Annotated in this window: 6 protein-coding genes; all 6 read left to right on the forward strand. The window is 70.8% G+C overall.

Annotated features, from left to right (window positions below; translation table 11 throughout):
• Position 1 precedes the first annotated feature (1 nt).
• The 6 genes from murJ (at position 2) to trxA (ending at position 7,228) form a co-directional block, all read left to right on the forward strand.
• On the forward strand, positions 2-2,176 hold the full coding sequence (gene murJ, locus AAT21_RS16445) for a murein biosynthesis integral membrane protein MurJ (protein ID WP_046777642.1): 2,175 nt from the start codon (positions 2-4) through the stop codon (positions 2,174-2,176).
• 117 nt (positions 2,177-2,293) lie between these two features.
• Entirely contained in the window at positions 2,294-4,018 is a 1,725-nt protein-coding gene (locus tag AAT21_RS16450) for a protein kinase family protein (protein ID WP_046777643.1), read from the forward strand.
• Positions 4,019-4,123: 105 nt separating this feature from the next.
• On the forward strand, positions 4,124-4,822 hold the full coding sequence (gene sigM, locus AAT21_RS16455) for an RNA polymerase sigma factor SigM (RefSeq protein WP_046778392.1): 699 nt from the start codon (positions 4,124-4,126) through the stop codon (positions 4,820-4,822).
• Complete coding sequence (locus tag AAT21_RS16460) at positions 4,819-5,739, forward strand: zf-HC2 domain-containing protein (protein WP_046777644.1); 921 nt, start codon at positions 4,819-4,821, stop codon at positions 5,737-5,739. Before sigM ends, AAT21_RS16460 begins: the two co-directional genes overlap by 4 nt.
• A 126-nt stretch (positions 5,740-5,865) precedes the next feature.
• Positions 5,866-6,825, forward strand: coding sequence for a thioredoxin-disulfide reductase (gene trxB / locus AAT21_RS16465; protein ID WP_046777645.1), 960 nt, complete (start codon positions 5,866-5,868; stop codon positions 6,823-6,825).
• A 61-nt stretch (positions 6,826-6,886) separates the two neighbouring features.
• Entirely contained in the window at positions 6,887-7,228 is a 342-nt protein-coding gene (gene trxA, locus AAT21_RS16470) for a thioredoxin (RefSeq protein ID WP_030839308.1), read from the forward strand.
• Positions 7,229-7,247: the final 19 nt, after the last annotated feature.

Below are 7,247 nucleotides of genomic sequence, written 5' to 3' on the forward strand. Positions count from 1 at the left end.
GATGAACGCGCCGTACGACGGTGACCGCGCGCAGGGCACTGGCGGGCCTGCGCCCTCCCAGGGCACTGCCCCGGGCACCCCGGTGCCCGGGCAGGTTCCCGCGCCTGCGCCCGCGCCGGACCGCGACCCGTACGTCCAGGGTGCCTACGACTACGACCCGTACCGGTCCCAGGACCTCTCCGCCCAGGACCCCGTCGGCGAGGTCCTCTACGACCGGGCCGCGCACCCGCCGCCGCCCCCCGGCACCTTCCAGGAGCCCGGTCCGCTCTACGCGGCCCCGACCGCCCCCATGTACTCGCCCGACCCGCGCGTCTGGGCCCAGACCCCGCCGCCGGAGCCGGACGGCCCCTCCCGGCACCTGCCGTACGGCGACCGTGCCGCCACCACCGAGTTCGTGGGCGTGGACTCCCTCGTCACACGGGCCTCGGAGGAGCAGCCCGAACCGGATGCCTTCGCCCACCTCTACCGGGACCAGGAGGCGGCGCCCCGTACCCCCACCGAGGACGCCCCCGTCGCGGCACCGGCGCCGAGCAAGCCGGCCGGCCGCGCCGCGAGCCTGCTGAAGTCCAGCGCGCTCATGGCCGCGGGCACGATCGTCTCCCGCATCACCGGCTTCCTGAGAACCCTGGTCATCGCCGGGGCGATCGGCGTCGGCACCTTCAACGACACGTACCAGATCGCCAACACGCTGCCCACGATGATCTACGTGCTGGTCGGCGGCGGCGCCCTCAACGCGGTCTTCATCCCGCAGCTGGTCCGCGCGATGAAGAACGACGACGACGGGGGAGAGGCGTACGCCAACCGGCTGCTGACCCTCGTCGTGGTCCTGCTGGCCGGCATCACCACCATCTGCGTCCTGGCCGCACCGGTGTTCATCACGATGATGTCGCCGAAGATCGCCTCCGACCCGCAGCAGATGGACGTGGCCGTCGCCTTCGCGCGCTACTGCCTGCCCACCATGTTCTTCATGGGCGTCCACGTGGTGCTCGGTCAGATCCTGAACGCCCGCGGCCGGTTCGGCGCGATGATGTGGACCCCTGTCCTCAACAACATCGTGGTCATCGCCACCTTCGGCGCCTTCATCTGGGCCTTCGGCGGCTTCACCACCTCCGGCGTCAACGCCACCACGGTCACCCCGGAAGGCGTCCGCCTGCTGGGTCTGGGCACCCTGCTCGGCCTGACCGTCCAGGCCCTCGCGATGCTCCCGTACCTGCGCGACGCCGGCTTCAAGCCGCGCCTGCGCTTCGACTGGAAGGGCCACGGCCTCGGCAAGGCCGCTCGCCTGGCCAAGTGGACGTTCTTCTTCGTCCTCGCCAACCAGGTCGGCCTCGTCATCGTCACCCAGCTCGCCACCTGGGCCGGTTCGGTCGCCGAGAAGCAGGGCCACCCCGGCACCGGTATCACCGCCTACAACTACGCACTGCTGCTGTGGCAGATGCCGCAGGCGATCATCACCGTCTCCGTCATGACGGCCGTCCTGCCCCGCATCTCCCGCTCCGCGCACGACGGGGACGCCGCCGCGGTCCGCGACGACATCTCCTACGGACTGCGCACGTCGGCCGTCGCGATCGTGCCCTGTGCCTTCGCGTTCCTCGCGCTCGGCGTCCCGATGGCGACCCTGCTCTACGCGGGCTCCGGCGCCGGCGCCCAGAACATCGGCTACGTCCTGATGGCCTTCGGCCTCGGACTGATCCCGTACTCCGTCCAGTACGTCGTCCTGCGCGGCTTCTACGCCTACGAGGACACCCGGACGCCCTTCTACAACACCGTCATCGTCGCCGCCGTCAACGCGGCGGGCTCGGCGGTCTCCTTCTTCGTGCTGCCCGCCCGCTGGGCAGTCGTCGGCATGGCCGCCTCCTACGGTCTCGGCTACGCCGTGGGTGTGGGCGTGGCCTGGCGCCGCCTGCGCACCCGGCTCGGCGGCGACCTCGACGGAGCCCACGTGATGCGGACCTACGCCCGCCTCACCGGTGCCTGCGTCCCGGCGGCCGTCGTGGCCGGCGCGGCCGCCTACGGGGTCACCCAGTGGCTCGGCAGCGGAGTTCTCGGTTCCGCCACGGCCCTGCTCACCGGCGGAATCGCCCTGGCCGCCGTCTTCCTCATCGCCGCCAAGCGGATGCGGATCGAAGAGCTCAACGCGATGGTCGGAATGGTCCGCGGACGTTTGGGGCGCTGATGCGCACAACCGTCGCCCCCTTTCGTGTGTCGTGCATAGCGTCGGACTGTGGGCACAATTGGCATGGCTTCGCAGACTGGCCTACAGCGCGCAACGGATGGGGAGGCAGGAACGACGGTGGCGGAACGTAGCACGGCTGCCGTCGACGTGGCCGACAACGACGGTGACGAGCCGTCTGCCGCTCAGGCGGCGAAGGCCACGTCCGACGGGGTGGACACCCAGAACGGACGAGCCGCGGACGGACCCATGCCCGACAAGGACGGCGAACGCACGAACACGGCCTCTACGGCCGCACCCGAACTCCACAGCGGTCACAAGCTCGCCAGACGGTACCGGCTGGAAGAGTGCGTCACCCGTGTGGACGGATTCAGCAGTTGGCGCGCGATGGACGAGAAGCTGCGCCGGGCCGTGGGCGTGCACCTCATGCCCGCCGACCACGCGCGGGCGCGCTCGGTCCTGGCCGCCGCCCGTTCGTCCGCCCTCCTCGGCGACCCACGCTTCGTGCAGGTGCTCGATGCCGTGGAGGAGAACGACCTCGTCTACGTCGTCCATGAATGGCTGCCCGACGCCACCGAACTCACCGCCCTGCTCGCCGCGGGCCCGCTGGAGCCCCACGAGGCCTACCAGCTCGTCAGCCAGGTCTCCCAGGCGATGGCCGCCGCACACCGCGAGGGCCTCGCCCACCTGCGGCTGACGCCGAGCGCCATACTGCGCACCTCCACGGGCCAGTGGCGCATCCGCGGCCTCGCCGTGAACGCGGCGCTGCGCGGCATCACCAGTGAGACGCCGCAGCGCGCCGACACCGAGGCCATCGGTGCCCTGCTGTACGCCGCCCTCACCCAGCGCTGGCCGTACGAGAGCGACGCGTACGGCCTGGCCGGGCTGCCCAAGGGGGTCGGCCTGATCGCCCCCGACCAGGTCCGCGCCGGCGTCCACCGGGGCCTGGGCGAGCTCGCCATGCGCGCGCTGGCCAACGACGGGGCCACCGCCTCCCGTCAGGAGCCGGCCTGCACCACCCCGGAAGAGCTCTCCAAGGCCGTGGCCGCGATGCCCCGCATCCGGCCGCCGGAGCCCGCCTTCACGGCCCCGCCGGAGTACCAGCACACCACCTACCAGCAGGGCAGCTACGGCCGCACCACGCCCGTCGGCGTGATCTCCGCCCAGAGCCTGCCCGTCGCGCCCCCGCCGCCGCCCCTGCAGAGCCGTACCGGCCGCGCCCTGAAGTGGGGCGTCGCCGCCCTGCTCATCGCCGCCCTCGGCCTGGGCAGCTGGCAGCTGGCCGACACCCTCCTGGAACGCGGCACCCAGAAGGGCAACAGCGGCACGAGCAACAACACCAAGCCCGGCACCACCGAAGACGACCCGAAGGAGACCGGGCCTGGGGAACCCCTGAAGATCCAGGGCGTCTCCGTCATAGGGGGTTCGGTGAAGCCGGCGCTGGCCCCGAAGACCATCGATGGTGATCACGAAACCGCCTGGATCACCCCCGAGTACTACAACTACGCCAACTTCGGCCGCCTGGAGCAGGAGAACAACGGCAGCGGGATCATCGTCGACCTGGGCGAAGTCAAGAACGTGTCCGGGCTTGAGGTCGACATGTACGTGGCGGGACAGACGGTGGAGGTACTCGCCGCAGCCCCGGATGCCACGAACCCGGGAACCGTCGGGGCCTTCGGCCAACAGATCACCAAGCTGGAACGCACGGACAAGAAGCTCCAGACCACGCTCGAGAAACCGGTCCGCACTCGATACGTGCTGATCCACGTCACCGAGCTGCCGGCATCCGGTGGGGGCTACCGCGGCGGAATCAACGAGATCAAGATGCTCGGCTCCGCGTCGTGACCACACCCGTCTCGGCTGCGCGGCCCGGCCACAGGCCGGGCCGCGTGATTGTTTACGCGCCCGGCCGACGCACCTAGTCTCCATGCGGGGAGGAAGCAGGGTGTGATGCGAGATGGAAGCACGGAAGGGCGCAGCGACCAAGAGCTTCTGGCGCTGCACGCGGCCGGGGATCCTGATGCCTTCGGGGAGCTGGTGCGGCGGCATCGGGATCGGTTGTGGGCCGTGGCGCTGCGGACGCTCGGGGACCGGGAGGAGGCCGCGGACGCGGTGCAGGACGCCCTGGTCTCCGCCTACCGGGCCGCGCACACCTTCCGCGGGGAATCCGCCGTCACCACCTGGCTGCACCGGATCACCGTCAACGCCTGCCTCGACCGCGCCCGTAAGGCCGCCTCGCGCAGGACCGCTCCCCTGGACGACACCGAGCGCCTGGAGCGCCTCCTGGAGCCCCATGAGTCCGCAGAGGCACCCGCTGAGCGCCAGGACCTCCACCGCCAGCTCCTGGCCGCCCTCAGGACGCTCCCGGACGAGCAGCGGGCCGCGCTGGTCCTCGTCGACATGCAGGGATACCCCGTCGCGGAGGCCGCCGACATCCTCGACGTGCCCACCGGCACGGTGAAGAGCAGGTGTGCGCGCGGCCGGGCGAAACTCCTGCCGCTCCTCACTCATCTGCGCACGAATGCCGGGGATAACACCACCGCCGAGCGGGGAAGGAACCGGACGCCGGGCACGCCCGTCCCACCAGCGGCAGCAGAACCCCGGCAAACAGACCCAGACGCTGTGAAGGGCGGAGGTGGACGACCGTGAGCCCTGCGACTGGCACGCCCGGCACGACCGGCACGATCCGGCACCCGGACGTCTCGGAGATCTCCGACCTGACCGAAGGGCTGCTCTCTCCGTCCCGGACCGCGGAGATCCGCCGCCATCTCGACGGCTGCGCCCTGTGCGCCGACGTCCGCTCCTCCCTGGAGGAGATCCGCGGTCTCCTGGGCACCCTGCCCGGGCCCGCCCGTATGCCCGGCGACATCGCCGGACGGATCGACGCCGCCCTCGCCGCCGAGGCCCTGCTCGACGCGACGCAGCCGCAGGCCCAGGCCGAGCCGGCCGCCCGCCTCCGTACAACGGCCCGCGATGTTTCACGTGAAACATCGCCCGCGGGTCACCCCAACGGACCAACCGGTCCCGGGCGACGCCGCGCCCGCCGTCGGATGGCCGTCCTCGGCGGCCTGGCCGGGGCCGCCGCATGCGCCCTCGGCGTCTTTCTCTTCGTCGACTTCGCCGGCACCCCTCGCCCCCACAGCGCGGCTTCGGACTCCGCAGCCCACCCGCCCGCCAGCTCTGCCGCCGGTGGTACCTACACCGCACAGGGGCTACAGAACAGCGTGCAGCGGCTCATCGCCTCCGGAGCGGCGGCCAAGACCGACCCCGGCCAGCAGAACAACACGTACGGGATGGACGAGACCACCGGCGCCCCCAGTGTCGCTCCCGGCGGCAAGCGGGCGGTGTCCGCGGTTCCCTCCTGCGTCCAGGACGCCACCAGCCGCTCCGACGCCCCGCTCGCCGCCGAACGCGGCAGCTACCAGGGCGCCGCCGTCTACCTCCTCGTCCTGCCGCACCCGGACGACGCCTCACTCGTGGACGCCTACCTCGTCGACACCACGTGCGAGAGCACCGGCTCGGACACCCCGGGAGAGGTCCTCCTGAAGAACACCTATCCCCGATAGCTGACACGTTCAGGTCCGCTGCGACAGGTGGGGAATGCAGGCGCCGTAGGATCCGTTGGGTGGGGTGAGAGTCCGCACCGGCCCCCGGTAGGCAGCACGCAGTCCGCAGAGACGAGGAAGAAACCCGTGAGCGACGTTCGAAACGTGATCATCATCGGCTCCGGGCCGGCCGGTTACACCGCCGCCCTGTACACCGCACGCGCTTCGCTCAAGCCCCTGGTTTTCGAAGGTGCCGTCACCGCGGGTGGCGCCCTGATGAACACCACCGAGGTGGAGAACTTCCCCGGGTTCCAGGACGGCATCATGGGCCCGGACCTCATGGACAACATGCGCGGCCAGGCAGAGCGCTTCGGTGCCGAGCTGGTTCCGGACGACATCGTGTCCGTGGACCTCACCGGTGAGATCAAGACCGTGACCGACACCGCCGGCACCGTGCACCGCGCGAAGGCCGTCATCGTCACCACCGGTTCGCAGCACCGCAAGCTGGGACTGCCCAACGAGGACGCCCTCTCCGGCCGCGGTGTCTCCTGGTGCGCCACCTGCGACGGCTTCTTCTTCAAGGACCACGACATCGCCGTCGTCGGCGGCGGTGACACCGCGATCGAGGAAGCCACCTTCCTCTCGCGGTTCGCCAAGTCCGTCACGATCGTCCACCGCCGTGACAGCCTGCGCGCCTCCAAGGCCATGCAGGACCGCGCGTTCGCCGACCCGAAGATCAAGTTCGCCTGGGACAGCGAGGTCTCCGAGATCCACGGCGACCAGAAGCTCTCCGGCCTCACCCTGCGCAACACCAAGACCGGTGAGACCTCCGAGCTGCCCGTGACCGGCCTCTTCATCGCCGTCGGCCACGACCCGCGCACCGAGCTCTTCAAGGACCAGCTGGACCTCGACGACGAGGGCTACCTCAAGGTCGACGCCCCCTCCACCCGCACCAGCGTCACCGGCGTGTTCGGCGCCGGCGACGTCGTGGACCACACGTACCGTCAGGCCATCACCGCCGCGGGCACCGGTTGCTCCGCCGCCCTCGACGCCGAGCGCTTCCTCGCCGCCCTCGCGGACGCCGAGAAGGCGCACGCAGCGGTCTGACCGGTCCCACCCCCCGCACCAGCCCCACACCCCACCCCGCAGGAAGAACAAGGAGGCCGCTGTGGCCGGCACCCTCAAGAACGTGACCGACGCCGACTTCGACGCCGAGGTCCTCAGGAGCGACAAGCCCGTACTGGTCGACTTCTGGGCCGCCTGGTGCGGACCGTGCCGCCAGATCGCGCCGTCCCTCGAGGCCATCGCCGCTGAGTACGGCGACCAGATCGAGATCGTCAAGCTCAACATCGACGAGAACCCGGCCACCGCTGCCAAGTACGGCGTCATGTCCATCCCGACGCTGAACGTCTACCAGGGCGGCGAGGTCGCCAAGACCATCGTCGGCGCCAAGCCGAAGGCCGCCATCCTGCGCGACCTCGCTGACTTCGTCGAGGTCAAGACCGCCTGACCGCGGCCTTGTTTCACGT

Origin of the sequence: Streptomyces yangpuensis, from assembly GCF_001005295.1 — a bacterium.
In the GTDB taxonomy this organism is placed as follows: Bacteria; Actinomycetota; Actinomycetes; order Streptomycetales; family Streptomycetaceae; genus Streptomyces; species Streptomyces yangpuensis.